Origin of the sequence: Streptomyces sp. CB01373 (genome assembly GCF_002803075.1) — a bacterium.
GTDB lineage: Bacteria > Actinomycetota > Actinomycetes > Streptomycetales > Streptomycetaceae > Streptomyces.
Map to the genome: position 1 here is coordinate 93,587 of NZ_NNBK01000007.1, position 26,887 is coordinate 120,473.

General features: G+C 70.7%; 25 protein-coding genes. 8 read left to right on the top strand and 17 right to left on the bottom strand.

The annotated features are described in order from the left end of the window. Nucleotides 1-86 precede the first annotated feature (86 nt). The gene (locus tag CG719_RS12585; RefSeq protein WP_100568673.1) at nt 87-602 is read left to right on the top strand and encodes a MarR family winged helix-turn-helix transcriptional regulator; all 516 of its coding nucleotides are present in this window, start codon (nt 87-89) and stop codon (nt 600-602) included. Nucleotides 603-666: 64 nt separating this feature from the next. Here CG719_RS12585 and CG719_RS12590 read toward each other — a convergent pair whose 3' ends face one another. Next, on the bottom strand, nt 667-1,359 hold the full coding sequence (locus CG719_RS12590) for a TetR/AcrR family transcriptional regulator (protein ID WP_100568674.1): 693 nt from the start codon (nt 1,357-1,359) through the stop codon (nt 667-669). A 53-nt stretch (nt 1,360-1,412) separates the two neighbouring features. Between CG719_RS12590 and CG719_RS12595 the strand changes: the two genes are divergently transcribed. Next, nucleotides 1,413-2,531 (top strand): FAD-dependent oxidoreductase, encoded by a 1,119-nt coding sequence (locus tag CG719_RS12595; RefSeq protein ID WP_100568675.1) that lies wholly within the window; start codon nt 1,413-1,415, stop codon nt 2,529-2,531. A 103-nt stretch (nt 2,532-2,634) separates the two neighbouring features. On the opposite strand, the gene CG719_RS12600 is transcribed toward CG719_RS12595, so the two are convergent. The 6 genes from CG719_RS12600 to CG719_RS12625 all read right to left on the bottom strand — a co-directional run bounded on the left by CG719_RS12600 (nt 2,635) and on the right by CG719_RS12625 (nt 10,173). After that, nucleotides 2,635-3,996 carry an MFS transporter gene (locus CG719_RS12600; RefSeq protein ID WP_100568676.1) on the bottom strand — a complete coding sequence of 454 codons (1,362 nt, stop codon included), beginning with the start codon at nt 3,994-3,996 and terminating at the stop codon, nt 2,635-2,637. Nucleotides 3,997-4,387: 391 nt separating this feature from the next. Continuing rightward, on the bottom strand, nt 4,388-5,035 hold the full coding sequence (locus CG719_RS12605) for a class I SAM-dependent methyltransferase (protein ID WP_100568677.1): 648 nt from the start codon (nt 5,033-5,035) through the stop codon (nt 4,388-4,390). 201 nt (nt 5,036-5,236) lie between these two features. Beyond that, nucleotides 5,237-6,004 carry an alpha/beta fold hydrolase gene (locus CG719_RS12610; RefSeq protein WP_100568678.1) on the bottom strand — a complete coding sequence of 256 codons (768 nt, stop codon included), beginning with the start codon at nt 6,002-6,004 and terminating at the stop codon, nt 5,237-5,239. Between the two features lie 200 nt (nt 6,005-6,204). Beyond that, the gene (locus CG719_RS12615; RefSeq protein WP_234375542.1) at nt 6,205-7,656 is read right to left on the bottom strand and encodes an acyltransferase family protein; all 1,452 of its coding nucleotides are present in this window, start codon (nt 7,654-7,656) and stop codon (nt 6,205-6,207) included. Between the two features lie 490 nt (nt 7,657-8,146). After that, entirely contained in the window at nt 8,147-9,667 is a 1,521-nt protein-coding gene (locus CG719_RS12620) for an amino acid permease (protein WP_100568679.1), read from the bottom strand. 320 nt (nt 9,668-9,987) lie between these two features. Continuing rightward, entirely contained in the window at nt 9,988-10,173 is a 186-nt protein-coding gene (locus CG719_RS12625) for a hypothetical protein (RefSeq protein ID WP_376494432.1), read from the bottom strand. 638 nt (nt 10,174-10,811) lie between these two features. Here CG719_RS12625 and CG719_RS12630 point away from each other — a divergent pair. Then, nucleotides 10,812-11,267, top strand: a complete 456-nt coding sequence (locus CG719_RS12630) for a DoxX family protein (RefSeq protein WP_100568680.1) — start codon at nt 10,812-10,814, stop codon at nt 11,265-11,267. Between the two features lie 346 nt (nt 11,268-11,613). Then, a complete protein-coding gene (locus CG719_RS12635; RefSeq protein ID WP_100568681.1) occupies nt 11,614-12,276 on the top strand; it encodes a pyridoxine/pyridoxamine 5'-phosphate oxidase in 663 nt (220 codons plus the stop codon). Between the two features lie 111 nt (nt 12,277-12,387). Here CG719_RS12635 and CG719_RS12640 read toward each other — a convergent pair whose 3' ends face one another. The 3 genes from CG719_RS12640 to CG719_RS12650 all read right to left on the bottom strand — a co-directional run bounded on the left by CG719_RS12640 (nt 12,388) and on the right by CG719_RS12650 (nt 14,920). Further along, on the bottom strand, nt 12,388-13,605 hold the full coding sequence (locus CG719_RS12640) for a PP2C family protein-serine/threonine phosphatase (RefSeq protein ID WP_199836618.1): 1,218 nt from the start codon (nt 13,603-13,605) through the stop codon (nt 12,388-12,390). A 58-nt stretch (nt 13,606-13,663) separates the two neighbouring features. Further along, entirely contained in the window at nt 13,664-13,993 is a 330-nt protein-coding gene (locus CG719_RS12645) for an STAS domain-containing protein (protein ID WP_100568682.1), read from the bottom strand. Nucleotides 13,994-14,191: 198 nt separating this feature from the next. Then, nucleotides 14,192-14,920, bottom strand: coding sequence for a DUF4232 domain-containing protein (locus CG719_RS12650; RefSeq protein ID WP_100568683.1), 729 nt, complete (start codon nt 14,918-14,920; stop codon nt 14,192-14,194). Between the two features lie 189 nt (nt 14,921-15,109). Here CG719_RS12650 and CG719_RS12655 point away from each other — a divergent pair, with 189 nt between their 5' ends. Further along, nucleotides 15,110-16,648: a transcriptional regulator gene (locus CG719_RS12655; RefSeq protein WP_234375544.1), complete on the top strand. Its 1,539-nt coding sequence runs from the start codon at nt 15,110-15,112 to the stop codon at nt 16,646-16,648. Between the two features lie 40 nt (nt 16,649-16,688). On the opposite strand, the gene CG719_RS12660 is transcribed toward CG719_RS12655, so the two are convergent. After that, nucleotides 16,689-17,039: a DoxX family protein gene (locus tag CG719_RS12660; RefSeq protein ID WP_100568685.1), complete on the bottom strand. Its 351-nt coding sequence runs from the start codon at nt 17,037-17,039 to the stop codon at nt 16,689-16,691. 61 nt (nt 17,040-17,100) lie between these two features. Between CG719_RS12660 and CG719_RS12665 the strand changes: the two genes are divergently transcribed. Next, complete coding sequence (locus CG719_RS12665; RefSeq protein ID WP_100568686.1) at nt 17,101-18,033, top strand: LysR family transcriptional regulator; 933 nt, start codon at nt 17,101-17,103, stop codon at nt 18,031-18,033. Between the two features lie 18 nt (nt 18,034-18,051). Here CG719_RS12665 and CG719_RS12670 read toward each other — a convergent pair whose 3' ends face one another. The 6 genes from CG719_RS12670 to CG719_RS12695 all read right to left on the bottom strand — a co-directional run bounded on the left by CG719_RS12670 (nt 18,052) and on the right by CG719_RS12695 (nt 25,170). Further along, nucleotides 18,052-18,474, bottom strand: a complete 423-nt coding sequence (locus CG719_RS12670) for a PPOX class F420-dependent oxidoreductase (protein ID WP_100568687.1) — start codon at nt 18,472-18,474, stop codon at nt 18,052-18,054. A gap of 265 nt (nt 18,475-18,739) precedes the next feature. Next, complete coding sequence (locus tag CG719_RS12675) at nt 18,740-20,032, bottom strand: PP2C family protein-serine/threonine phosphatase (RefSeq protein ID WP_100568688.1); 1,293 nt, start codon at nt 20,030-20,032, stop codon at nt 18,740-18,742. A gap of 324 nt (nt 20,033-20,356) precedes the next feature. Next, nucleotides 20,357-21,346, bottom strand: a complete 990-nt coding sequence (locus CG719_RS12680) for an alpha/beta fold hydrolase (protein ID WP_100568689.1) — start codon at nt 21,344-21,346, stop codon at nt 20,357-20,359. A gap of 222 nt (nt 21,347-21,568) precedes the next feature. Then, complete coding sequence (locus tag CG719_RS12685; protein ID WP_100568690.1) at nt 21,569-22,354, bottom strand: 3-oxoacyl-ACP reductase; 786 nt, start codon at nt 22,352-22,354, stop codon at nt 21,569-21,571. Nucleotides 22,355-22,360: 6 nt separating this feature from the next. After that, nucleotides 22,361-23,758 (bottom strand): aldehyde dehydrogenase family protein, encoded by a 1,398-nt coding sequence (locus CG719_RS12690; RefSeq protein ID WP_100568867.1) that lies wholly within the window; start codon nt 23,756-23,758, stop codon nt 22,361-22,363. 47 nt (nt 23,759-23,805) lie between these two features. After that, nucleotides 23,806-25,170, bottom strand: coding sequence for a glutamine synthetase family protein (locus CG719_RS12695; RefSeq protein WP_100568691.1), 1,365 nt, complete (start codon nt 25,168-25,170; stop codon nt 23,806-23,808). Nucleotides 25,171-25,247: 77 nt separating this feature from the next. Between CG719_RS12695 and CG719_RS12700 the strand changes: the two genes are divergently transcribed. After that, complete coding sequence (locus CG719_RS12700) at nt 25,248-25,991, top strand: FadR/GntR family transcriptional regulator (RefSeq protein WP_100568692.1); 744 nt, start codon at nt 25,248-25,250, stop codon at nt 25,989-25,991. Nucleotides 25,992-26,142: 151 nt separating this feature from the next. Continuing rightward, nucleotides 26,143-26,829 (top strand): gamma-glutamyl-gamma-aminobutyrate hydrolase family protein, encoded by a 687-nt coding sequence (locus CG719_RS12705; protein WP_100568693.1) that lies wholly within the window; start codon nt 26,143-26,145, stop codon nt 26,827-26,829. Nucleotides 26,830-26,887 lie beyond the last annotated feature (58 nt).

Genomic DNA, 26,887 nt, shown 5'->3' on the forward strand with positions numbered 1-26,887 from the left:
AGGGAATTCGTTCGCAGCCCAAACGTTCGTGACACTAACGAAGCTAGACTGTTAGTGTCACTAACACAAGAGGTGGAGGATCCTCCGTGAGCCCAACCCCCGAACCCACCCCGGCCCGGCTGCGCGCCATCCCCAGCCGCCTGCTCGCCGGGGCCTCGGTCGTCGCCGACCGGCTCGTCAGCGAGCGCTTGGCCACCGAGGGCGCTCGCAAGTGGCACTTCGCCGTGCTGGTCGCGCTCGCCGAGGCCGGTGCCGCCAGCCAGGCCGGACTCAGCCGCCGCACCGGCATCTACCGCAGCGACATGGTCGCCGTCCTCAACGAGCTTGCCGCCGCCGAATGCATCCGCCGCGAACCCGACCCCTCCGACCGCCGCCGCAACGTCATTACCCTCACCCCCACTGGCCGCCGCCGCCTCGAGCGCCTCGACACGCTCATCTCCGACGCCCAGCGTGAACTCCTCGCCCCCCTCACCCCCGTCCAGCAGGATGAACTCACCCACCTGCTCACCGTCCTGACCGAGCACCACCACCCTCCGCACCCCAGCCCATCTACCTGCGCCGTCCCAAGCCTCGCCCCCACCGTCGACGGCTCCTCGGGATAGTTCTTGCTGATGCCCGGCACATACCTTCCGCTCGTGGAGACACAGAGCGTGATCACGGGTATCGTCACGCCGGTGGGCGGGTGAGTTTGGCGGCCACGGCGTCGAGGACCCAGTCCAGGCCGGTCGCGAAGGATGTCTCGGCGTCCACGTCCGTGCCGTCGTACACGGCTTTTGCCAGCGCCGGGAAGCGGCCCGTGGCCAACATTCTCGTCACATGCGGGCCGGAAGCGCGCTGCCAGTCACGCTTGGACAGGCCCGTGGCGCGTTCGGCCCTCAGGTTCGCGATCTCGCGCCTGATCGCGCCGGTGAAGTAGGCGCTGACAGTCTCCACGGCGCGCATGACGGTGTCGATGTCGGCGTGGCCGTCGAGGGCGGCCAGCGTGGCCTCGGTCACGGCGAGGCCGTTCGGGCCCAGGGTCGGGCGGCCGCCGAGCAGGTCGGCCAGCCATTCGTGGCGGAGCGCTGTCTGCCTGGTGCGGTGGGCGAGGATGCGCAGCGCCTCCCGCCAGTCACCGGGCTGTTCCTCGGGGACGATCTCGGCCTGGACCTCGTCCACCATGAGGTCGAACAGCTCCTGCTTGGTGGAGATGTATCCGTACAGCCGCATCGGGCCGGCGTTCAGCCGGGCGGCGACCTTGCGCAACGACACCGCTTCCAGCCCGCCCTCGTCGGCCAGCGCGATGGCGGCGGCGACGATCCGCTCCCGGTCGAGCGGCACAGGGCGAGTCGGCGGCTCCGGCCGGTCCCACACAGTCATGGTCACACCGTTCCGTTGCGATGCATCGTATTGAAGAAATACAGTGTATCGCCATGAGACATCGTATCGCCGTGGTCGGGAGCGGCCCTGCCGGCCTTACCTTCGCCCGTGTCCTGCACCGCCACGGCTACCCCGTCGCCGTCTTCGAACGCGATCCCGCCCCCGACGCCCGCCCCCCGGGCGGCACGCTGGACCTGCACGAAGGGCTGGGCCAACTCGCGCTGGACAAGGCGGGGCTGCTGGCGGAGTTCCAGGCGCTGTCTCGCCCCGAGGGGCAGGCCATGCGCATCCTGGACGCGGACGGGACCGTCCTGCGCGACTGGCGACCCCGTCCGGAGGACCGAGCCAATCCCGAGATCGACCGCGGGCAACTGCGTGACCTGCTGCTCGGCCCTCTCGACGTCCAGTGGGGTCGGGGCGTGACACAGATGGTACCGGGGACCCCGGACGGCGCACTGGTCCAGTTCACGGACGGGCGACAGGAGACGTTCGACCTCGTGGTCGGCGCCGACGGCGCCTGGTCCCGGATCCGCCCGGCAGTCTCGCCGGTGACCCCGCACTACACCGGCGTCACCTTGGTCGAGACGTCCCTCGACGACGTCGACACCCGCCACCCTGACCTCGCCCGGCTGATCGGCGACGGGTGCGTGGCTGTGTACGGCGTGAACCGGACTCTCGTCGCCCAGCGCAACAGCGGCGGCCACGCCAAGGTGTACGCCCAGTTCCGCGCGCCGCTGGACTGGCACTCACACCTGGACCTGGCTGACGTAGAGGCCGTGCGATCGAGTCTGCTGGCTCTGTTCCACGGCTGGGCCGCTCCCGTCCTCGACCTCCTCCGCCACGGCACCGCTTTCGTCCACCGCCCCCTCTACGTTCTGCCCGTGTCCCACACCTGGAACCACGTCCCCGGGGTGACGCTACTGGGCGACGCCGCCCATCTGATGCCCCCGTTGGGGGCGGGCGCGAACCTGGCGATGCTGGAAGGCGCCGAACTCGCCGAGTCCATCGCCACCGGCCCAGGAGATCTGGACGAGGCCGTCCGCGCCTTCGAGGAGCAGATGTGGGCACGGGCCGGCAGGTGGGCGAAGATCACGGCGGCCGGCCTGGAGCGCCTCGTGAGCCCGGACCCCGCCGAAGCCCTCGCCCTCTTCGACCAAGTCCAGCCGTCCTGACTGCCCGCTACCGCCGGAATCCGGTCCGCTCCTCCTCGGGGGCGTAGCTCCCACAACTTGTCGGGCACCAGCTGCTGCACCAGCTCCCGGGCAAGTTCGGGGGTCAGTGGGTGGTCGGGGCCGCCTGTGTGGGGGTGAGTCCGTGCGGGCCCGCAGTGTCGAATGCCTGCCGGTCGAGCGTGGGGCCGGTGAGCGGTACCTCGATCTCGACGACCGGCTGTTCCAGGGCGCCGACTTGGGGCACCGTGCCGGATGCGGTGCCCGTGGCGGCCGCGACCACCGCGGCCGGGGCGCCACCCCGGCGCCGGACCGTACCGGGGACGAGTGGCCGGCCGCCGGCGTGCAGGGCGACGGCCGTCAGGGGCAGCGCCAGCAGGAGCAGTCCGGCGCCCAGGACCAGGCCCATCGCCGGGTAGCCGGCGCTCGCCGACAGCAGGCTTCCGGCGAGCGGACCGCACGCGGTGCCGAGCGAGGACGCGGATCCGGCCAGCACTGCCCAGCGGCCGCGCGCATCGAGTGAGGCCGCCAGCCCGATGAGGTAGGACAGGACGATCGGGTAGACGGTGTTCCAGGCGATCTCGCCGGTCGCGAACGACGGCAGGTCGTCGGCCGAGGCGCTGACCGCGATGCAGCAGGCGATCAGTGCGGTGCCCGCCCCGATCGGCACTGCCCGCCCGAGCCGCGCGCCGAGCGCGCTCGCGCCGATGACGCCCAGCAGCCCGGCGCCCAGAGCTGCGGCGAAGACCGCGCCGACGGTGACCTCGCTCAGTCCAGTCTGGTGCAGGCCGATACGGCTGCTCACGCCCCACAGTGAGTTCTGCGCCATGGACCAGAACAGCATCGAGCCCGCCAGGACCAGCCCCGCGCGGCGATAGGGCAGCGTGCCGCGCGGCGCCGCCGTGTGGCCGGGCGCCACGGCGCCGGCGAGCCGGCCCGTCGCCGGCCACACCAGCAGCGCGGTCAGGGCGAGCGCGGCGAACGGCAGCCCATGTCCAGTGCCGAGGTGAGGGATTGTCAGGTAGACGGTGCCGGCGAGCGCTGAGACGCTCAGCAGTCCGCAGGTCGAGGTGCGGTGCGGGTCGCGCTGGGCCGCGATGCCCGACGCGGCGACCGTGGTGGCCGTGCCCGAGCCGAAACCGCCCGCCATCGCCCCGGCGACCACCACCGGCACACTGTCCGACAGGGCCGCGCAGCCGTAGCCGAGCGCCGCGAGCAGCAGCCCGGTCCGGGCCAGGCGCCGCGGCCCGAACCGCTCTACGCGGGCCGCGAGCGTGAAGCCCGCCGCGGCCGAACTCAGCAGCAGGGCACTGCCGACAAGCCCTGCCTGCGCGGGTCCGAGACCGAGCCGGTCGCCGAGGCGGCCGACGACGGTGGGCAGCAGATAAGGCGCGAGATAGCCCGCCGTGAAGAGAGCGACGAGGGGCCGGGAGGAACCACGCGAGTGCGCGGGCGCGGGGGAGGACACGGGCGTTCCCAGGGCATACGGAAGCGGCAAGGTGGGGGTGAAGAAGGGAGGGGGCGACCGTCGATGGACAGGAACGCGGGGCAATTTGTATCAAGTGCGGGCATGCGCAAGAAAGCCACGGCGATGTGATCTGCGTCATATTGCGTTTGGGGTGGAGGGTTCCGGGCAGACGTGATGCCCCGTCTGCTTCAGTGGGGTGTGTTTGCGCAGGTCAGCGACGGTCCGGAGGCAAGGTGGGAGGCGCGGCCCGCGTCCGCGCAAGGGACCAGCATCCAGCGAGTCATCCGCCCAGGCCTCGCGGAAACGGCAGGCTGATGCGGTCGCCCGGCCTGCCGTGGACCGCATCCAGCAGGTCGACGGCGATTACGTTCTGGTGGAATTCGCCTGCGCGTCAGCGCCCGGTCTCGTCGCGGCGGCAATACAGGAAGAGGTGAGGCTCGGGCCCGGCGCCGGGGTGGTCCGGTGTGAAGGCCGTGCTGTGCCGGGACAGGACCGTCAGGCCGGCCGCCTCCACCATGCCGATGACGTCCTCCTCCGCGAAGCTCGTCGCGCGGACCGGCCGGCCCATGAAGAGCACCTCGACGTCCTCCACGTCCGCGGGCACGGTGGCCAGCACCAGATGCCCGCCGGGCCTCAGGGCCTGGGCCAGCCGCAGTGTCAGAGCCGACTGCTCGGCGCGGGTCATCTGCAGCAGTGAGAAGAACACGCACACGCCGTCGAACGAGTCCGCCTCGATCGGGAGCTCACGGATGTCGCCGCAGCGGAACTCGGCCTCGGGGACCTGCCGGGCGGCGAGTTCGACCATGACGGGAGAGACGTCGACGCCCAGCACCGAGTGCCCTGCCGCGATGAGCGCGGCCGCAGTGGGGCGCCCGGTGCCGCTGCCCACGTCCAGTGTTCGCGCGGCGGGTGGCAGCCGCTCGATCAGCCACTCCAACGCGGACAGGTGCGCGGGTGCATGAGCGAACGCCTTCTCGTAGGCGGGGCCCAGCGCGTCGAACAGCGCGGCGGCGGCCGGCGGTTGGTCTTCGTGCCTCACGTCGGTGTCCCTCCGCTCGCCGGGGCCTGCATCGTCGCACCCGCCCGATGGGTGCCACAACAGCAGCCCGGCGCGAGTCCCGGCCGGGCCGGGCAGAGACCCGTACCCAGCAGTCGGCGCAGGGCTCAGGTTCGGCGTGGGCGTACTCACCCACGGTCGCCTCACACTCTGCCCTCGCGGGTGGCCTGCCTGTTGCTGGTGTCAGTCCGCCAGCGCCGAGGCAGTGGCGCGGGCGAAGCCTTCCGGGTTGTCCAGCATGATGTTGTGCCCGCAGTCCGGGACCGGGACCACGGCCACCCCGGCTTCGGTGAGCGCACCGGCACCCGGCAGCGGGCCGTCGGCCTCGGGCAGCAGGTAGGTGCGGGGAATCTTCAGGTCCAGCAGAAGCTCACGCATGGTGGGGACGGAGCCGCGGGTGAGGTGGACCGCGCTGCGATGCAGGGCCTCCCGGCCGGCCAGGCGCATCGTGGACCACCAGTGGGAACCGGCCCGGTCGCGGACGTCCTCCCAGCCGCCCGCCAGGAACTCCCGCTCGGAATACGCGGCGATGCCGCTGCTGCCTGCGGAGGTGGGGCTGGGCGGGATCGGGTCGAGGTTGGCGTCGACCAGGACCAGGCGGGAGACCAGCTGGGGGTGCCGGGCTGCCAGGACGATGGCCACCGAGCCGCCCATGCTGTGCGCGATCAACTCGGCGCCGGCAACGCCCGCGGAGGTCAGGGCCGCCGCGAGGGCATCGGCGTGCGATTCCAGGGTGTAGTCGAAGCCCGTCGGCCGGTCGCTGATGCCGTGCCCGAGCAAGTCGATCAGCAGTGAACGGCGGCCGGCCAGCAGGGGGTGCACCGCGACCTCCGTGAAGTAGGCCGGCGACGTGGCACCCAGACCATGGACGTAGACGCGTGACGGTTCCTGCCCCGGCAGCTCGACCCAGCGGATCTGGTCTCCCTCGGACGTCACGGCGGCGTTGCGCACAGTCTGCTCCCCTGCGGTCCGGATCGGCGGAAGGACGAGAGTAGCCACCGGAGCTCGGCGCACCGCCACCGCCCCCACAGGCACAGAATCCTGCTCCAGCACCGGACGTCTCGGACATCGGTCATGACGCCTCACCCGATTTCGTTCACGACGCCGTCAGCCTTCTGACGCAGCGTTGGTGGCTTGTGCCGGCCGACGGACTACGGCCCTTCAGCTCCGACGCCGCCGGGCGGATCGCCGAGCAGACGACGCCGGTGGAGGGGACTCCGGCTGTCGTGCAGGCGTTCTTCGCCCCTCTCCAGGCGGACGCGCGGCGCGCGTGACAGCGGTGCTCCGATGCCTGGCAAGGTGTCCAGGCCGGCATCCTGCGTGCGGCGCGGTGTGTCTCGTCCGGGGAAGATCACCAGCAGCGCGCCCAGCGTCAGCCCCAGTGCGGGCAGTGTGGGAAACCGGCCATCGGGTGCGAAGCCCTGCACGGCGAAGCGGGACAGGGCGGCCACGGCCAGGGGCAGACCGAGCCACAGCGGCCAGGGGCGCCGCAGGTCGGCATCGGCACAGGCCCGCTCGTACAGCGTCGCCAATCCGCTTTGCAACGGCCGTAGCGCGACCGCGACGCCGGCGAGCACGATGCCCAGTGCCAGCAGCCACGGCACGCGCAGCGCCCACCAGGCCAGGGAGCCGAGTGCGGGCTCGGGGGCCAGCCCGGTGAGGTAGAACGCCGCCGCGACGATCAGCACCGGCAACATGTGCCACAGGTACAGGGTCATGCTCGCACCACCCACACGGCGCACCACGCGCCACACCCCCTCGCGGGCCGCCAACCGCCGTGCCATGGGTGCGACAAGCAGGCACAGGCCCACCTGGGCCACCGCCCATGCCAGCATCGCTGCCGACGGCGGATCGGTGTTGCTGGGGATCTGCCCGGTGACCAGAATCAGGCTGACCGGGAACGGTCCGAGGGCGACCAGACCCGCGAAGGCCAGTCCGCCGCCCGCCGCCATCGCGGCGGGCACCCGCCGACGCCCGGTCAGCAGGCCGTCCCGCCAGCAGAAGCCGAGCTGGTAGGCGACTCCCCACACGAGTACGTAGTTGAGCATTCCGACGTACGGGACGTGCGCGGTCAGCATGAGCGTGTCGGCCACCAGGGCGGCCGCGCTCAAGGCCGCCGGAACGCGGAATCCCCATCGTCGGTGTGCTGTGTGCAGCACTGGCGTCAGAGCGCTGAGGAGCAGGTAGACGGGGAGGAACCAGAACTGCATCGCCATCGCCCACCCCACCAGGGCGAGAGTGCCGGGGGCCACTTCGAGCGCCGAGGAGATCCCGACGGCGGTCAGCACGAGAGCGCTGTAGACACCGGTCGGAAGCAGCAGCCGCACGGCCCGCCGCCGCACCCATCCTGCGGCCGTACCACCCACCTCACGGGCGCGCGCCCACGAGCCGCCCGCGGAGTAGCCGCCTGCCAGGAAGAACAGCGGCATGATCTGGAACAACAGGGTCAGCCACTGGGTCCAGGGGAGAACCGCCAGCAACTCCGGTGCGGTGATCTCCGCTCCGTCCCGCCCCCGGGCCAAGGCGGTGATCAGCCAATGGCCGAACACCACCAGCACAATCGCCCACGCGCGCAGGAAATCGACGTAGCGGTCTCGGCTCATGCGCACTCATACTGCCCCGAGTACGGGGGCAAGGACCCCTCGAAGCCCGGGCCGCAACCAATCCGTTGCCGGCGCTACACCCTCGGCGTGGATCGGCCCCACGTGCCTGCGGCATGCGCGAGGCACTTCCCTGGTAATTCGATGGGAAAGCCAGGGATACGGGGTGCGCTACGGCTGATTCACGCTGCCGGATGGCGAGTTCGCGGGCCCACAGTCCCGGCACGACCAGGTCGACCGGGTCATCGCGCGCTCCGCGGCCCCGGTGCGGCGATCATCTCCCGGAGAGCCGCGTGCGACACTCCCCGGCGCTCGGCCGGGGTCCGCGCGGTCGGCAGCGCCGAACCGCGCGGATACCCGCCGCAGCCTGACCGCGGTCGCCGGCTGCTCCACGCACGACTCGAAAGCGTGATGCGAACGCACCGGCCGCAGCAAGGTCTCTCCCAGATCGGGGCCCATCGCGTGCCCAACGGGGGCCGCGGGCGTCACGACCTCACAGCTTCTCCAGGTTGTCACGACTGGTCATGAAGTGCTTGCGGCCGCCCGCGTACCACGACACCAGCGCGAACAGACCGACCACGGCCACCGCGATCGGCGCATAGTTGAAGCTGTCCACGTTGACCGGCCGGGTCGGCGGCAGCACGAACAGCACGCAGATGACGACGACCCACACGATCGCGACCCAGCCGACCAGGCTGCTCCACTTGCCCAGGTGCCACGGTCCCGGAACGAACTCGTTGCCGCGCAGACGGCGCAGCAGCACCGGCGTGACATAGGCGATGTAAAGGCCGATCACCGCGATCGAGGTCACCGCCAGGTATGCCGTGGTGTTGAACAGCGCCGGCACCGTCAGGATCGCCGAGAGTGTCACGCAGAACCAGATCGAGTTCGTGGGCGTCCCGGTGCGCGGGTTGACCTTGGCCCAGATCCTCGACCCGGGAAGGGCGTTGTCGCGCGAGAAGGCGTAGCTCATCCGGGAGTTGGCGGTCACCGAGGCCATCCCGCAGAAGAACTGCGCGGCACACACGATGAACAGCAGGAACTTCGCCGTGCCCGGACTGTTCAGCGAGTCCAGGAAGACCTGCGCCGGCGGCAGGCCGGTACTCGACGCGGCCAGCTTGTCCAGCCCCGCGGAACTCTTGTCCTGGATCGACGCGGTGATGGAGTAGAGCAGGATGAAACCGCCGATGACCGAGATCACCACGCTCATCACTATCCCGCGCGGCGCGCTGCGGGCCGCTCCCCTGGTCTCCTCCGCCACATGGGCCGAAGCGTCGTACCCGGTGTAGGTGTACTGCGCCATCAGCAGGCCCATGAGGAAGACGTAGATGCCGGAGGTCCAGCCGGTGGCGTTGTGCCAGCCCGTCAGCGTCCACCCGGCGGACTGGTGGTGCTCGGGCAGCGCCCACAGCACGGCGACGATGACCAGGACGCCCACCACGTGCCACCAGGCGGAGACGTTCGACAGGAACGCGACGAGCTTCACGCCGAACGTGTTGAGAAGCGCGTGCACAAGAATGATCGCGAGGAACAGCAGGAAAGTACCGCCGGCAGTGACCTCGGTGCCCCAGACGAGGTTCATGAACGCCATCCAGGTCGTGGCGCACCCGAAGTCGATCGCGGCGGTCACGGCGACCTCGCCCATGAAGTTGAACCAGCCCACGAACCAGGCCCAGGCACGCTTGTTGTTCCTGGCAAGCTCACCGGCCCAGAAGTAGAGACCACCCGCGGTGGGGTAGCGCGAACACACCTCGGCCATGGCCAGCGCCACACACGTCACGAAGACACCGACCACCGCCCAGCCGAGCACGATGGTCGACGGACCACCCGACTTCAGCGCGATCCCGTACGACGTGATGCAGCCCGCCAGGATCGAAATGATCGAGAACGACACGGCGAAGTTCGAAAACGCGGACATACCGCGATGAAGTTCCTGCTTGTAGCCCATCTCCGCGAGACGGGCAGCATCCTCGTCCAGCTCTATCTCTGGCTGGACTTCTTCTTGCGCAGACATCCGCGACTCCTCATCGACGAGGGAAGAGGCGAACAAAGTGGCGCAGGACACACCGGTTGTCAATGGCCTGGTCTCAAACCTTTTCCGGCCGCGGCACACCGGCTCGACCGGGCCGCTGGGGAGGCATCCTTGCCTCGAACCCTGCTGACGTGCTGGAACGGACCCGGCGGCGGTCCGCGACCGGGAGTATCTGACGGAGCATCAGCCGAAAAGAGGGAAGCCGGCACCCGGCGCTCGCCAGCCTCGATGCCGGGATGAACTCGGGCGGGCCGCCGTCGGCGGCCCGCCCGAGAGTGCGCGTGTGCTGGACGTACGGGATGTCAGTCGGGCAGGCGGTCGATCAGCCAGCTGCCGAGTTCCTCCGTGACGGCCGTATGAGCGGTCGTGTCGGAGGAGCAGATGAAGTCGTCGACATCGCTGTCCGACGGGTCGAGTGCGTCGATGTCCGCGTACAGATCCTTCTGCGCGTCGATATCGCGGACGGAGACGGCACTGACCGAGGGCACGAAGCACACCTCTTCGCGTGTCCAGGAGGGAGGCGCTGCGCTCCTCGAAGCCGGGCACGATGACGTCACGGCCGTGGCGGCGCAACTCGTTGAGCAAGGGGTAGTCGCGATCGAGGCCGGCGTAGAGCCACTTCAGGTCACTGCGGCCGAGGTTGAAGCCGACAGCCATGATCAGCGGCCGCGTGATCGGACCCGGGCTGGGAGGCTGCGAACAGTGCGAAGATCGCGACCATTTTCAGCACACCGGCCACCGTTTCCCCGGACGCCGCTCCCTGTATCCCTCGCACGAAGGCACCCCTGGAGGCGGCATTTGGAGAGGACTGCCGCCCGACGGGCCGAGCGGGTGCCGCCCGGCGGATTCGGGTCATGGCGGCGCGTCAAGCACGAAGACAATCCGGTCAGGCGGACGTCGAGGCCGATACCGCTCCCATCTCCTCCTCGAGTGTGATACGGGAGGTGACGCCCGTTACCTCCGCGGCGAAGGCGGCGGAATTCGGACTCTGTCGCGGAGTCGAAGCGTTGGCCAAATGTTGAACTTGCAAGCATTAATCAAGTCGGCCTAACGTGTCGTCATCCGTTTCCGCCCCTCTAGAACGGTCCGTGCGCGGACCGGAACCAAACCGTAGGAGCCCCCCCACATGACCGCCCGCCTCAACCTTGCCAAGCCATACGTCGTCGGACTGTTCCGCATCGTCTTAGGCCTGCTCTTCACCTGCCACGGAGCCGCCTCGCTCTTCGGCGTCCTCGGTGGCGCGGCCGGCACCAAGGGCGGCACCGTCCCGACCGGTGCCTGGCCGTTCTGGTACGCCGCCCTGATCGAACTCGTCGCCGGCGCCCTGGTGCTGCTCGGACTCGGCACCCGCGGTGCCGCGTTCCTGGCGTCCGGGTCGATGGCGTACGCGTACTTCGATGTGCACCAGCCGTCCGCCCTGTGGCCGATCCAGAACGGCGGGGAGCTGTCGGTGATGTTCTGCTGGTCCTTCCTGCTGCTGGTCTTCACCGGTTCCGGCGCGTTCGGCCTCGACCGGCTCATAGCCTCCCGGCCCACCGCCGGGCATGAGACCGAGCCGTCCTCGGAGCCCGTCACGGCCTGAGCCCGCACGCACACCACGTGTGCGTCCTGTTCCACGCCTCGCGAGACCTCCGCTCCGCTGCCGGTCTGCCTCGGCTGCTACCACCAACTCGTGGATCGGTGCCGAGAGGAAAGCGCGGAGGGCGTACCTTCCCGGTGATCCTTCGAGGGTCTCCGAGTGTGCTCGCGTTGCAGCGCGGGGCGGGAAGGTACGCCCGTTCTCGTTCACGCGGGCGCCCTCATCGATAGCGGCCACCTCATCGGGCGCCCCTGGGGCCGCATTGGCGTGATCGGCATCAACCAACGTGCGAATTGCGCAGGTTGATAGGTTCAGTTCGACTTGAGCGATCACGATTGAAGAGCGGAACGTGACCGGTGCGGCCGACCTGCGTAGGGCACTGCGGGGCATCGAGGTCTTCGCCAACGAGCTTCCCGGGTTCGACCCGTCGAAGGCACCGGACACGCCGGTCGAGTTGTTCACCGAGTGGTTGCTCGAGGCGTTGAGCGCCGGGGTGCGGGAGCCGCATGCCATGACGCTGGCAACGGCGGATGCCAACGGTGATCCGGCCGCCCGCGTACTCATTCTCAAGGATGTGAGCCCCGAAGGCTGGCAGTTCGCATCGGACACGGGCAGCCCCAAGGGCCGCGACCTCGCCGCCCGCCCCTACGCGGCGCTGACATTCTACTGGGCGCCGCTCGCCCGTCAGGTCCGAGTGCGCGGACCGGTCGTACGACAGAGCCCTGAACTGTGCGCCGCGGACTTCCTCGCCCGCGGCGCGGGGGCTCGGGCGGAAACCCTGCTCGGTCGGCAATCGCAACCGCTCGCGGACCTTGCCGAGCGGGATGCGCAGGTGGAGGCGTCGCTCACGCGGGTCGAGAGCGAGCCGGACCTCGTGGCACCAGGCTGGACGCTGTACTCGGTGCGCCCGGAGTCGGTGGAGTTCTGGCAGGGCGACAAAGAGCGTCGTCATACACGGCTCATCTACGTGCCGTCCCGCGACGGGTGGACCAAGCACATGCTGTGGCCCTGATGCGCAACCATCGGCAACGTCTCTGTCCCGACCGGCGCCAAGCGGAAGCCGAGTGAGGGTTGAGCGCGTGCCGTCGAAGATGGAGTGGAGCAAGGCTCGGCACAGGGTCCGTCACCGGTGCTGCGGGCGCCATTCGAAGAGCAGGATCGTCGCGTCGTCCCGCAGTCGGTTGCGCTGGTGGTCGAGGATGGCGTGGATGAGCAGCCGTAGCACCTCGGCCGGGCGCTGGCCGGCGGCGGAGGAGCGGATGATGAAGTCGGTGAACCGGTCGAGGCCGAACTCCGCACCGTCCATGTCGCGGGCCTCGACGACACCGTCGGTGTAGAGGAGCACGCTGTCGCCCGGTTCCAGTTTCGTCTCGTGGACCTGCCGGGCTGCCGGGGCGAGTTGCCCGGCCAGGCCGATCGGCGGCTGCGGGGAGCTGTCCAGCGCCCCGTCGAGCACCCGCTCGGCACGGATCAGCAGCGGCGGCGGATGACCGCAATTGACCCAGCGCAGCACCCCGGTCTGCGCGTCGAGCCGGCACAGCACGCCGGTGCAGAACTGGTCGGGAAGCCACCGGGCGAGCGCCTCGTCGACGGAGCCGACGACGTCGGCCAGGTCGCAACCGCCGCGGCGGGCGTTCCGCGCCGCCGCAATGGCGACCGACGCGGTCAGGCCGGAGGTCAGATCGTGCCCCATGGAGTCGAGGATCAGGGTGTGCAGCACGTCCTTGACCACCGAGTGGTCGAAGGCGTCGCCTGCGACGTCGTAGGCCGGTTCCAGGACCGCGGTGGAGACGCACCTGCTGCTGCCGATGGTGCGGGGTGGCAGCAAGGCCCGCAGCATCTCGGTGGGCAACTGCATGGTCGCGGTGCGGGTACGGGCGGCGAGCCAGTCGCTGTAGGCGCGCTTGGAGGTGATCAGCATGGCGAACAGATGGGCCAGTATCCGGCTGCGGCGCATACACGCCCCGTCGAGCGTGGCCGCCCGCACCGCCAGCACGCCCAGCCGCTCCGCACCGTCGACCAGAGGCATCCAGATGATCACGCCGTCGTCGGCGTGGGCCACCCGCGGGGAGACGGTGCGGTACGCCCAGCCGGCCGGAGAGTCGGCCACCGGCAGCGGCTCCAAGGTCTCGTCGAGTGGGATGAGCAGCCGTTGTTGCAGGTCGACGAGGTGGATCAGAGCGGTGTCCAGGCCGAGGGCCGAGGCGCACCGGTTCGCCAGGGCGGGCAGTTCGACGGGCAGGGCCGTCTGCGCCTCGATGATCAGCTCTTCCAGCCGATTCTCATCGACGGCAGTGTCGGTACCGGCGGACGTGTGCGGTGGGTCCGACACGGAGATCACCCCTTCCGTGCCCAGTCTCGCACCGATCCCGACCTCCCTCGCGTGAGACCCCACCGGGTCAGGAACGGGTGGCGGAGTCACTGTCGGGGCAGAGCGGGAAAAGCTGGTCGAGACCCACGACGCGCAGAATGCGCAGAGTGTTGGCCGGGACCGCGGCGAGTGCGGTGTCCGCGTGGGCGGCCTGGGCATGGTTTCGGACGGCTATGAGGGCGGTGAGGCCGCTGGAGTCGCAGAATTCCATGCCGGCCAGGTCCAGGACGAGGCGCTGGCCGGGTTGGAGAGCGATCGTGGTGAGCAGTTCACACAGCTCGCCTGCGCTGGCATGGTCGAGTTCGCCGCGGATCTCCCACCACCGTCCGCCCCTGCGGGTTGCCGGTGACGGTGACATTGTTCCTGCGGCCGATCTCCATACCGCCAGTCTCGCAGGCTGCGGCCGCTGCCTCTGCGCGGCCCGGATCACCCCACGCCCCATCGCCGCCTGTGTGGCCCAGTACGCCGCCGAAGGGGACCAACCGCGCCGCCACTGCGAGGACATGGCGAAGCGCCCCTGATGGCAGGGGCGCTTCGCTGGACTGTTTTCTGAGCGTCACCAGGTGAGGGCATCGTCCATCGACTGCTGCCAGTACGTGACGTTGAGCGAGTCGTCGATGTAGACGCCGGTCGCGGGCAGCGACGGGTGGGCGCCGGCGCCCACGCTCTCGTTGCCGGACGGGCCGTGGAAGTAGACGGTCAGCGACTTCTCGGTGCGGCCGTGCGAGCCGCTGCCGTCGGCGGCGGACAGGTTCACGGCGGCGTAGCCGGACTCCCCCGGGCTGAGCGTGACGACGGCCTGCGGCTTGGAGTCCTTCAGGACGGGCGGCACGGCCTGGGCCTCGCCGAAACGCAGCGCCGGGTAGGTGTGGAGGTAACAGGGCTTGCTGCCGGTGTTGGTGACGGTCAGCAGCATGTGGTTCACGGGGCGGTTCAGCGGAGCCGCGACGGTCTTGGTGTTGGAGCCCTCACAGGTGACCGGCTTGCCGGAGGAGACCGGAGCCTTCGTGGCGGGGGCGTTCGTGGCGGGAGCGTTCGCCGCCGGCTTCGAACCGGCGGGCACGGGCTGCGCGGCGGAGGAGGACGAGGACGACGCGGGCGAACCGTCTGCGGGCGCCTCGGACGCCGGGACGCTTTCGGAAGGCGGCGCGGCCGTGGACGAGCCCACCGAGCCCTCGTCGTTGACGCCCGCTCCGTCGTTGCACGCGGTCAGGGAGAGCGCGGAGAGAACGACGGTGGCGGCGGCGCGGGCGAGACGGGTACGGGAGGTTCGGTTGGCGGACATGTGGCTGTGTGCCCCTTCGCTGTTCGGGTGGGTGTGCTGCTTGGATGGCTGGAGCTTGTGGGGTGATCCGTCCCAACCGCCAGGCACGATGGGGAGTTAGGGACGCTGGAACACCGAAACATGCTTTGACCAGGGGGAATACGGTGTCCTTGGAACGCGCGAATGGGACACGGGGAGACGGAGGAACGGGTGGCAGGGGCAGAGGGATCCGGGAGGACGGACGAGTTCGCGACACTGCTGCGGGAGCTCAAGGACCGCTCGGGACTGAGCTACGGGGCGCTGGCCAAACGGCTGCACATGAGCACGTCCACGCTGCACCGCTACTGCAACGGGACCGCGGTGCCCAACGAGTACGCGCCGGTGGAGCGCCTAGCACGGGTGTGCCGGGCGACGCCGCAGGAACTCGTGGAACTGCACCGGCGCTGGATCCTGGCCGACGCGGCACGGGGACGCAGAGCGGACCAGACCGTGGCGGAACGAGAGCGGGCGACACGGGCGGGGGCGGGCGGCACCACCGCGGGTTCGCCTCCGGCCGGGGATGCGTCCGAGGGGGCCGATTCGGCCGGGCCCGCTCCCGCCGCCGCTTCGCCGCACCCCGTGGACACCGGCTCGGCGGCGGATTCGGCGGCGCGGGTGAGCGCGGCTTCCCTGACGGAGCCGGGCTCGGCAGCGCCGTCGGGCTCAGCCGTCGCCCCGGCCCCCGGAACGGACTCGTCCCGCACCGCGGCCTCGTACGAACCGCGCGAGGACGGTGAACCGCGTGAGCCCCGTGAGCCAAGTGAGCCGGTTGTAGTCGACGTGACGCCTGGGCGCGCCCTGCCACGGCGTCGTGCCGCGCTCCTCGCCTCCGCCGCGGTGGCCGCCGCCGCCGCGGTGGCCGTGGTGCTCGTCGTGCATGCGTCATCGGACGGAGACAGGAGCGACGCGCCGAACCGGCAGGCAGCCGGCGCCTCCACGATCGGTGGCACGGCCGACGCGAAGGAGCAGGCCCCTTCCCCGGCCACGACCGGGCAGAGCCGCACACCCTCCGCATCGTCCTCCGCCTCCGCCACCGGGCCCGGCAGGGTCGGCTCCGGCGCCTCGCAGGACGGCGGCAAGCAAGGCGCGGCCCAGCCCACGGGCCCCACCCGCGCCGTCCCGCTCACCGTCGGCACCCGCCCCTACGTCTACGACAGTCCGTGCAGCCAGCACTTCCTCGTCGACAGCGAACCCGAGCAGGTCGGCCCGCCCGCGAACGAGCAGGACGCCCCGCGCTGGGCCGCCGCGTACGGTGCGGTCTCCTCGGGCGAACAGCGGGTCGCCCTCACCGTCCAGGGCACCGGCCAGGACACCGTCGTCCTGGAGGCGCTGCACCTGCGCGTCGTCACCAAGGGCGTGCCGCTCGCCTGGAACGACTACTCGATGGGCGTCGGCTGCGGTGGCGGCGTCGACACCAAGTCCTTCGACATCGACCTGGACAAGGGCAGTCCCACGGTGACCGTCAAGGCCGGCCAGCGCGACTTCCCGTACAAGGTCAGCGAGTCCGACCCGGAGGTCTTCTACGTCACCGCCCACACCAGGGCGCACGACGTCCGCTGGGACCTCACCCTGGACTGGTCCAGCGGCAGCCGCCACGGCACCGTGCACATCGACAACAACGGCACACCGTTCCGCACCAGCACCGACGTCGGTCGCCCCGGCTACGACTACCCGCTGGGCGGCAGCGACTGGATCGAACGGGAGAGCTGACACGGATCCGGAGCCACGATCCGGGCGACGCCGGCAGTTATCAGGCGGCAAGGGCCAGGACGAGTGAGGCGGCGGCGAGGGCGAGGCAGGTCCCGGGAAAGACGATGTTGTGGTACACGGCCGCCCTGACGTGGGCGGCCAGGGCACCGACGTAGAAGAGGACGAGCCCGCCCGCGGCAGCCACGCCGACGAACGGCACTCCCAGCAGCCCCAGCAGCAGTCCGCCCGCCCCCGCGGCCTTCAGCGCGGCAAGCGCCGGGATCCAGGTCGGTGGGACACCGACCTCGTCGGAGTTGACGCGGACGAACTCCGCCCGAGCGAGGACCGCGACGGCGACGGCGGCGTTGGCCAGGATGGTGACGACAGCGACGACGACGAAGGCGGTTTCCATGTCTCAACCCTCGCCGTGGATCGGTCGGCGCGTCCAATATCTGTGTGTATAACCTGATGGCATGGATGTGGACATCCGGTTGCTGCGGTACTTTCAGGCCGTGGCGGAGGAAGGGACGCTCACTCGCGCCGCCGGGCGGCTGTACGTGTCGCAGCCCGCTCTGACCAAACAGGTGCGAAGGCTGGAGAACGGACTCGGGGTGCGGCTGTTCACCCGGTCGCGCACCGGCATGGCCCTCACCGAGGCGGGCCGCGCCCTGGCGGCGCACGTGCCGGATGTGCTTGAGGGCTGGGAGCGCGCACTCCGCGACACCCGTCGCGCGGCCGACCGCGCCGCGCGAGTGCTCCACGTCGGGTTCCTGGCCGGCAGCGCCAACGAGGCCACCCCCGGGATCGTCGCGGAGTTCGGGCGTCGGCAGCCGGGCCGGCGGGCCGAGATGCGTCAGGCGCCGTGGTCCGACCCGACCGGTGGACTGGCGGCCGGCAGCGTCGACGTCGGCCTGCTGCGGCTGCCCTTCCCCGGCCAGCAGGCCTGGCGGATCGTGGAGCTCTTCAGCGAACCACGCTGGGTGGCCCTGCCCGCGAACCATCCCTTGGCCGCCCGTACCACCATTCCGTTCCGTGATCTGTGGGACGAGCCGTTCGTGGCCGCACCGGCCCGGACGGGCGCGTGGCGGGACTACTGGCTGGCCGCGGACGAACGGGAAGGCCGCCCCGTGCGGATCGGAGCCGTCGTCGATCAGCCGGACGACTGGCTCGGCGCCATCGCCAACGGCTACGGCGTCGCCCTCGCCCCGGCGTCCGCCGCCCGGTTCTACGCCCGTCCGACCGTCGTCTACCGGCCGACCGAGGGGGTGAGCCCCAGTTCGGTCGGCGTGGTCTGGGCACCTGCCGACGACGCCGACCCGGTCGTGCGCGACTTCGTGAGCTGCTGCGTCGACACCGTGGCGGCCGCGAGCCCGGGCGGAGGCACGCCCAGGAAGCCGCATATCTGAGGGCGGCCCGGAGGCCGGTCAGCCTGCCTGGCTGCTGTCCTTGTACGCGCCCCAGCCATGCCAGCGCTCGACCTCGATCCAGGCGCTGACCCGCGGCCGGTCCCGTTGGCCGTAGGGCTTGCCGAGGTACTGCCGGCTGAGCCGGTCGATACCGGCGAGGTCCGGGTCGTTCCGGATCTCGGTGGCCCGGCCGACAAGGCTGATGTGGTTGTACCAGTTGGCTTCGTCCAGCACGGTGAGGGTGACCCGTGGATCGTTGCGCAGATGCTCCAGGCGCTTGCGGCCCTCGTCCATGTTGACCAGGACGCGGCCGTCGTCCTCCCACAGGTACCAGGTGGCGGTGGAGACGGGCTGGCCATCCGGCCGGAGCGTGGTGATGACCGCCGGATTGGCCTTTTTGACCATGCCGATCGCATCGGGGGTGAGCGGAGGCTTCGACATCGTGCTTCTCCTCGACATCCGGTGCTGGTGGGGCCCATCTGCTGTGACCCCGTACACGCTGTCACATTTCGCACGTAAACGAGCCGTCGCACGACGCTCGCCGACAAGACGGTCGCCTTTGTCGACCAGCTGCTGTTGCGCGCCGGGCGTGCCGGGGTGCTGGACGGAGAAACCGCGGTCGTCCGGATGCCCCACCCCGGTCACTGGACGGCTCGCTCGAACCCGATGCCGCTCCGCTCCGGTCCGGGCCTGGGCGCTGTCCCGGTCAGGCGGGGGCCGGGGAGGGGCGCAGGGCGAGCAGGGCGGCGTCGTCGGTGCTGTCGGCGGCCAGTCCGCCGAGCAGTTCGTCGCAGAAGGTTTCCAGGGGTTCGCGGGACAGTGCGGCGGCGTGCTGGCGCAGTCGGGCGAATCCGCGCTCGAGGGATTCGGAGCGGCGTTCGATCAGGCCGTCGGTGTACAGGAGCAGGGTGGAGTGCGGGGGCAGGTGGTCGATGGCGGTGGGGCGCTGGTGCTGGGGGTCGAGGCCGATCAGTAGTCCCGCGCCGGTTTCGAGGTAGCGGGTGTCGCCTTCGGCGGTGGTGAGCAGGGGTGGCAGGTGTCCGGCGCAGGAGTGGTGCAGGGGCCAGGGGCCGTTGTGGTGCGGGGGGTGTTTGACGAGGGCGTAGATGCAGGTGGCGGTCGCGTCGTGCTGGAGTGTGTGGCTGGCGATGTCCAGGCGGCGCAGGACTTCGCCGGGGGGTTCTCGGCGGTCGACGGCGATTCCGCGCAGCATGTTGCGCAGGGCGCTCATGTCGATGGCCGCCTGCAGGTCGTGGCCGGTGACGTCGCCGATGACCAGGGCGGTGTTTCCCCGCGGCAGGACGAAGGCGTCGTACCAGTCGCCACCGACTTGTGCGACGGTCTGTGCGGAGGCGTAGCGGGCGGCGATCTGAAGGTTCGGGACGTGGGGCAGTTCGGGCAGCAGGGCACGTTGGAACCGCTCGGCGATGCGCTGGGTCTGCTGGTACAGGCGTGCGTTGTCCACTTGCACGGCCAGGCCGCGGACCAGGCCCTCGATGAGTGGGAGGTCGGCGTCGGTGAAGGGGTGGTGGGGGTCGGTGCGGGCCACGGTCAGTGCGCCGAGGACCTCCCGTCGGGCCCGTAGCGGGGTGATGACGGCGCTGCGCGCGTCGAGCTGCTCGAACAGTTCCAGCTGCCGGGCGTGCAGCGGGTTCACCGCCCGGTTCGGCGGGGAGATGTCGGCGAGCAGCAGTGGGCCCGCCCCGCGCAGCACCCGGGGCAGCGGCCCGCCCGCGTCGTCCGGCACCGGCGGAAGCGGCCCCTCGTAGCCGCCCGGAACCAGCGCCTCGGGCGTGCGGTGGACGACGACGGCCCGCTCCAGCCGGCCGCACTCGTCGAGCAGGTCGACCACGCACCAGTCGCCCAGCCGCCCGGTCAGCACGCGGCACGCCCGCCGCAGCCCGTCCAGCAGGTCCAGCGTGCTGGCCAGCGCCGCCTCGGCGTCCGCCAGCAACGCAAGACGGTCCAGCCGCGTCCTGCCGTCCTCGTCCTTGCTCACCTCCTACGTCTTCCCCGCCCTCGACCTGCCACGACAGGAAGCTTTCCCCGGCCTGTCACGACAGGGGGCTTTCCCCGGGCGCGAGCGGGATCGGTGATGGCCGCGGTCGGCCGCCGAAAGAGAGCCGCGCTCGGCGGCGGTGAAACCGGGCGAGCCCCCGATCTCGCCGATGACGCCCGCCACCGGCTACTCGCGTCCTGGCGCGGATGGGATCACTGAGAAGCGGCCGGCCCCCTTTCGGGCGCCGCGTGGCGGCCCGAGCGGAAACACGGTCGGCCGGCCCGTTGGAGCCGGGCCGGCCGAGATGTCGGGGCGCGTGCGCCGTCAGGACGCGGTGGCGGGCAGTGCGGCGAGCCAGTCGGTCAGGATCCGGTTGACCTCGACGGGGCGTTCCTGCTGGATCCAGTGGCCGCAGCCGTCGAGAAGCCGGGAGGAGACCAGGCCCGGTAGCGTGACCGGGTACGCCTCGATCGCGTCGGCCAGCCATGTCGTGGAAGCGTCCAGGCTGCCGCCGATGAACACTGACGGCTGGGTGACGGGGGCACCGTCGAAGGCGGCGAGGTCCTCCCAGTCGCGGTCCATGTTCCGGTAGCGGTTGAGCGCTCCGCTCAGGCCGGTGCGTTCGAACTCCGCGGCGTAGACGTCGAGGTCCCGCTCGCTGAGCCAGGCGGGCATCCGGCCGGCGGGGAACCGGTCCCGCAGTGTCCCGGCCCTGCTGACGAAGTGGGGATCGGGAGCGCCGGGCGCGGGCATGGTGTCGGCGGACAGGGCCGCGTAGAAGCCCGCGAGCCAGCCTCGTACGTCCGGTTCGATCTCGGCCTCGGCACGGCCCGGCTCCTGAAAGTACGAGACGTAGAACTCCTCGTCCCCGCCCATCCGAGCGAAGACGTCGCTGGGGCGGGGCCCGCCGCGCGGGGTGTAGGGCACGCTCAGCAGCCCCACCGCTCGGAAGACGTCCGGCCGGAGCAGGGCGGAGTTCGCGGCGATGCCGGCGCCCCAGTCGTGGCCGATGACCACCGCCGACCGCTCGCCCAGGGCGTGCACCACCGCGACGTTGTCCTCGACCAGGTGGAGCATCCGGTACGCGTCCGTGGCGGCCGGCTTGGACGAACGGCCGTAACCGCGTACGTCGATGGCTACCGCGCGGTATCCCGCCGCTGCGAGAGCCGGCAGTTGGTGGCGCCAGGAGTACCAGGATTCCGGGAAGCCGTGCACGAGCAGCACCAGCGGCCCGGTTCCCTGCTCGACCAGGTGGATCCGTCCTTCCGGCGTGGTCACCAACCGATGTGTCGTCTCCGCGACGTGATGCGCCATGAGTCTTCTGCCACCGTGCCCCTTCTTGTGTACCGCCAGGACGGTCCCGTCCTGCGATCCGCCGGCTCAACGCCCATCTTGCGAAGACGCGAGCCAGAAGGAGAGTTCGTTTGCCGATTCGGCAAGTCCGGCCCTCGGCGTCGGCACCGGACCTCGACAGCCGGGCGTCGCAAGGCGCCCGGCTGTCGGTCATGGCCGCGTTCTCGACCCGCCGCCTGGGCCCTACAGCGGCGTGACGTAGGCGCCCGAGATCCCGCCGTCGACGAGGAAGTCGGTGGCGTTCACGAACGAGGAGTCGTCGCTCGCGAGGAAGGCGACCGCGGCCGCGATCTCGTCGGCCTCCGCGAACCGCCCCACCGGAATGTGCACGAGGCGTCGCGCCGCCCGCTCCGGGTCCTTCGCGAACAGTTCCTGAAGGAGCGGGGTGTTGACGGGTCCGGGGCAGAGCGCGTTCACGCGGATGCCCTCGCGGGCGAACTGCACGCCCAGCTCACGCGACATGGCGAGCACGCCGCCCTTGGACGCGGTGTAGGAGATCTGCGAGGTGGCGGCGCCCATGATGGCGACGAACGACGCGGTGTTGATGATGGAACCGCGGCCCTGACGCCGCATGTAGGGGATGGCGGCCTTGCAGCACAGGTACACCGAGGTCAGGTTGACCTCTTGGACCCGCCTCCAGGCATCCAGGCCGGTCTCCAGGATCGAGTCGTCGTCCGGTGGCGAGATGCCCGCGTTGTTGAAGGCGATGTCGACGGAGCCGTAGGTGTCGAACGCGGTCTTGAACAGCGCCTCGACCTGATCGGCGTCGGTCACGTCCACCTTCACGAAGGTGCCCCCGACCTCCTCGGCCGCGGCCTTCCCCGCGCTCTCGTCGATGTCGCCGCAGACGACGTTCGCCCCCTCTGAGGCGAGACGGCGCGCGGTGGCGAGGCCGATGCCGCTGCCCGCGCCGGTGATGACGGCGGTACGGCCGACGAGGCGGCGGCAGACGCTGCTGGTGTCGGTCATGAGTGTTCAGCCCTCCGTGGTGTCCGTGCTGGTGGAAACGTCGCTGATGAAGACGTTCTTGGTCTCGGTGAAGGCGGCGAGCGCGTCCGGTCCCAGTTCGCGGCCGAGCCCCGACTGCTTGTAGCCGCCGAACGGGGTCCAGTAGCGAACGCTGGAGTGGGAGTTGACGGAGAGGTTCCCGGCCGCGACGGCGCGGGACACGCGCAGCGCCCGGCCCACGTCCCGCGTCCAGATCGACCCGGACAGGCCGTACTCGGTCGCGTTGGCGAGCCGCACCGCGTCGGCCTCGTCCTCGAAGGGCAGGACGACAGCGACCGGGCCGAAGACCTCTTCGGCGGCGATGGGCGCGGCCGGGTCGACGTCGGTGACGACGGTCGGAGGGAACCAGAAGCCGGGCCCTTCGGGCGCGCTGCCACGGATCGCCTTCAGGTCGTCGGTGACGTACGACCGTACGCGCTCCAGCTGGACCTTCGAGATCAGCGGGCCCATCTGGGTGCGCTCGTCGTTCGGGTCGCCGACGACGACGGACTCGATGCCGGGCGTGAGCAGGTCCAGGAAGCGGTCGTAGACCGAGCGCTGGACGAGGATGCGGGTGCGGGCGCAGCAGTCCTGCCCCGCGTTGTCGAGGAACGACATGGGCGCGGCAGCGGCGGCGGCCTCGATGTCGGCGTCGGCGAAGACGATGTTGGGGCTCTTGCCGCCGAGTTCGAGCGTCACGCGCTTCACGCGAGCGGCGCACTTGGCCATGATCGCCTGGCCCACACGGGTGGATCCGGTGAACACGATCTTGGCGACGCCGGGGTGCTCGACGAGTGCGTTGCCCGCCACGTCGCCCGCGCCGGGCAGCACTTGGAAAAGGTGCTCCGGAAGGCCTGACTCCAGGGCGAGTTCGGCGAGCCGGCGGGCGGTCAGCGGGGTCGTCTCCGCGGGTTTGAGGAGGACGGCGTTGCCGGCCGCGAGCGCGGGTGCGGTCCCCCAGGCGGCGATCGGCATCGGAAAGTTCCACGGCGCGATGACACCGACGACCCCCAGGGGTTCGAGGATCGTGATGTCGAGTCCGCCGGGCACGGGGATCTGGCGGCCGGACAGGCGTTCCACTCCCCCAGCGGCGAAGTCGAGCAGGTCGCGGGCGTTTCCCGCCTCCCAGCGCGCGTTGCCGATGACGTGCCCGGCTTCGCGCACCTCCAACTGCGCGAGTTCCTCGTGGTGTTCGTCGACCGTGGCGGCGAAGCGGCGCAGCAGCCTGGCCCGGTCGGCGGGCGCGAGGGCGGCCCAGCGGGTCTGGGCCACGGCCGCGCGGGCGACGGCCACGTCGACGTCCTCGGGGGTGGCGGCGGGGACGGTCGCGATGACTTCTTCCGTAGCCGGGTTCAGTACCTGGTGCTCGTGCACGTACGTGTCCATGTCCTCGTGGTCCTCGTGGTCCTCGCGCTCGTACGACAAGAAGGGCCTCACATGCGTTCGAAGGAACGGCGGAGTTCCCAGTCGGTGACCGCGGCGTCGAAGGCTTCGAGTTCGACGCGGGCCATGTTGCGGTAGTGCGCGACCACTTCGTCGCCGAAGGCGGCCTTGGCGATCGGGCTGTTCTCCCAGAGCTCGGCGGCCTCGCGCAGGGTGGTGGGGACGTGTTCGTAGGGGGCGGTGTACGCGTTGCCCGGACATGCGTCGGGCAGCTCCAGGTGCTGCTCGATACCGTGGAGACCGGCGGCGATCAGGCCCGCGACCGCGAGATGCGGGTTGACGTCGCCGCCGGGCAGCCGGTTCTCGAAGCGCAGCGAACGGCCATGGCCGACGACGCGCAGCGCGCAGGTGCGGTTGTCGTGTCCCCAGGCGACGGCGGTCGGCGCGAAGGAGCCGGGCTGGAAGCGCTTGTAGGAGTTGATGTTGGGGGCGTAGAGGAGGGAGAAGTCCCGCAGCGCGGCCAACTGGCCGGCGAGGAAGTGCCGCATCACCTGGGACATGCCGCCGGGTCCGTCCCCGGCCATGATGCCGGTGCCGTCCGCGTCGGCGAGGGAGAGGTGGATGTGGCAGGAGTTTCCCTCGCGCTCGTTGTACTTCGCCATGAAGGTGAGCGCGTAGCCCTCCTGGGCGGCGATCTCCTTGGCGCCGGTCTTGTAGACGGCGTGCTGGTCGCAGCTGACCAGGGCATCGTCGTAGCGGAACACGATCTCGTGCTGGCCGGGATTGCACTCGCCCTTCGCGGACTCGACGGTCAGGCCCGCCGCGCTCATCTCGTTGCAGATGCGGCGCAGCAGCGGCTCGATGCGGCCGGTGCCGAGGACCGAGTAGTCGACGTTGTACTGGTTGGCCGGGGTGAGGTCCCGGTAGCCGGCGTCCCAGGCCTGTTCGTAGGAGTCCTTGAAGACGATGAATTCGAGCTCCGTGCCGACGTTGGCCGTGTAGCCGAGCTCGGCGAGCCGTTCGAGCTGGCGGCGCAGGATCTGCCGGGGCGCGGCCACGACCGGCGTTCCGTCCTCCCAGGCGAGGTCGGCCATCAGCATCGCGGTGGCTCGGTTCCAGGGCACCCGGCGCAGGGTGGCCGGGTCGGGGAGCATGGCGAAATCACCGTAGCCGCGGTCCCAGGAGGACATCTCGTAGCCTTCGACGGTGTTCATCTCCGCGTCGACGGCGAGGAGGTAGTTGCAGCACTCCGTGCCGTGCTGGAGGACTTCGTCGAGGAAGAAGCGGGCGGCGAACCGCTTGCCCTGGAGTCGTCCTTGCATATCGGGGAAGGCCAGGACGACAGTGTCGATCTCGCCGCTCGCGACGAGGGCGCGAAGCTCCTCGACACTGAGCGGGGGTGTGCGGTCTGCCACGGGAAAGCCTCCTTCGGTCAGCCGAGACCAAATAAGGTATTGCCGAGAACCATTGCTTGGGAAGGGGATGCGGTCAGATGTCGCAGACGGACGCGGGCGAGGGCGCCCTCACGGACGACCGGCTGTCTCCGGTGCTGCGGCCGGTGCGGGCGGGGAACGGTTTCGAGGAGGCTCTTGAACAGATACTCCAGGTCGTACGGCTGGGTCTGGTGCCCAGCGGCGAGCGACTGCCGTCGGAGCGGGAGCTGGCGGAGCGGCTCGGCATCAGCCGGGTGACGCTGCGCGAGGTGCTGAAGGTCCTCCAGGACCAGGGTCTGGTGGAGTCGCGGCGCGGCCGCTACGGCGGAACGTTCGTCCTGCCGAAGGCGGCCGCCCACGGCGAGGACGAGCTGCGCCGCCGCATCGAGGAGGTCGATGTCGAGGACGTCCTGCGGTTCCGGGAGGTGCTGGAGGTGGGCGCGGCCGGACTGTGCGCGGCGCACGGGCTCACCGACGAGCAGGAGGAGCGGCTGCGGGACGCGCTCGCCCGCACGCACGACGCGCCGCTCACCGAGTACCGCCGGCTCGACACGCTGCTGCACCTCACACTCGCCGAGCTGGCCGGATCGCCGACCCTCACCGCGCAGTACGCGGCCGTGCGCGCGACCGTGAACGACCTGCTGGACTGCATTCCGCTGCTGGTCAGGAACCTGGAACACTCACAGCGCCAGCACACCGCCCTGGTCGAGGCCGTGCTCGACGGGGACGCCGACGGCGCGCGGGAGATGATGCGGGAGCACTGCGCGGGCACGGCCGCCCTGCTGCGCGGCTTCTTGACGTGAGCAGGGCGCTGCACGGCGACGTCGCGCGCGGGTCTTGATTTCCCGGCAGCGCCGACACAAAGGTATGAATCCGTTCCATGGAATGCTTCGCAGCGCCCGCCGCAGCGGAAGCCGAGTGGGAACCCGGCTGAGGACCGTGAAGGAGCACACAGTGGTCAAGCCGCTCATCGGCGTCAGCACCTATCTGGAATCTCGGGCGTCCTGGGGGGTCTGGGAGCTGCCCGCGGCGCTGCTGCCCGCCGGGTACCCGCGGCTGGTGCAGGCCGCGGGCGGTATCGCGGCCATGCTGCCGCCGGACGATCCGTCCCACGCGGCGTCGGTGGTCGCCCGCCTCGACGGGCTGGTCGTCGCGGGCGGCCCGGACGTCGAGCCGGAGCGCTACGGCGCTGAGCGCGAGCCGCGCACCGGGCCGCCCGCGCGGGAGCGTGACGCCTGGGAACTCGCGCTGATCCGGGCGGCGTTGGTCTCCGGCACACCTCTGCTCGGCATCTGCCGCGGCATGCAGCTGCTGAACGTCGCGCTCGGCGGCACCCTCGTCCAGCACATCGACGGCCACACCGAGGACGTCGGCGTCTTCGGCGCGCACCCGGTGACCCCCGTGGCGGGCACGCGGTACGCGGCCGTGGTGCCGGAGGAGACGTACGTCCCGACGTACCACCACCAGGCGGTGGACCGTCTGGGCGAGGGTCTGCGCGCCTCGGCCCACGCGACGGACGGCACGGTGGAGGCGGTCGAACTGCCCGGCGACCGTTTCGCGCTGGGCGTGCAGTGGCACCCCGAGATGGGCGAGGACGTACGGGTGATGACCGCACTGGTGCGCGCCGCGTCGGGGGGCTGAATCCGGCCGCCGGAGCTCCCGCGCGTCAGCGCGAGCAGGTCGCGCGCCCAGTCCGTCG